This is a genomic window from Pseudomonas brassicae, assembly GCF_010671725.1.
Classification (GTDB): Bacteria; Pseudomonadota; Gammaproteobacteria; order Pseudomonadales; family Pseudomonadaceae; genus Aquipseudomonas; species Aquipseudomonas brassicae.
On record NZ_JAAHBU010000513.1, the window covers coordinates 1 to 844 of the forward strand.

The following is an 844-nucleotide window of genomic DNA, read 5'->3' on the forward strand; positions in this document are numbered from 1 at the left end:
GCGTGGGCGCGCGTACATCGGCGACGAAGTCGCTGATCGACACGTCGGTTTCATGGCCCACGGCGCTGACGATCGGTGTTGCGCAGGCGGCGATGGCGCGGGCCACGGCCTCTTCGTTGAAGCACCAGAGGTCCTCCAGCGAGCCACCACCACGGGCCAGGATCAGCGCGTCGAAGCCCTGGGCGTCGGCGCGTTGCAGTGCGCGCACGATCTGCTTGATGGCTTCGCGGCCTTGCACGGCGGTGGGGATCAGGGTCAGTTCGACCTGCGGCGCGCGGCGGCGGAACACGCTGATGATGTCGCGGATCACCGCGCCCGTGGGCGAACTAATGATGCCGATGCGTTGCGGGTGGGCGGGCAGGGCGCGTTTGCGCTCGCTGCTGAACAGGCCTTCGTTGCCGAGCTTTTCCTTGAGGGCGTCGAAGGCCAGGCGCAGGGCGCCGTCGCCGGCGGGCTCCACCGTGTCGAGGATCAGTTGGTAGTCACCACGGCCTTCGAACAGCGAGACCTTGCCGCGTACCTTGACGGCCAGGCCGTCACGCAGCGCCTGGCGCACGCGCGCGGCGTTGTTGCGAAACAGTGCGCAGCGCACCTGGGCGCCGCTGTCCTTGAGGGTGAAATAGACGTGGCCGGAAGCGGGGCGGGCGAGGTTGGAGATTTCGCCTTCGACCCAGATATTGCTGAACACGTCCTCGAGCAGCACGCGCGCGCGGCCGTTGAGCTGGCTGACGGTGAGGACTTCGCGGTCCAGGCCGAGTCTTTCGAAGGGGTCTTTGATCATGCTGGGCATCATAAAGGGATTTTGCCCGGCTTTGTATTGGCCTCTCTGGCCTCTTCGCTGGCA

The 844-nt window shown here is 66.5% G+C and carries 1 protein-coding gene; it reads right to left on the reverse strand.

Annotated elements, in window-relative coordinates; translation table 11 throughout:
* The coding region (xseA, locus tag G3436_RS25470; protein ID WP_163950943.1) for an exodeoxyribonuclease VII large subunit at positions 1-781 on the reverse strand (781 nt) is incomplete at its 3' end.
* Positions 782-844: the final 63 nt, after the last annotated feature.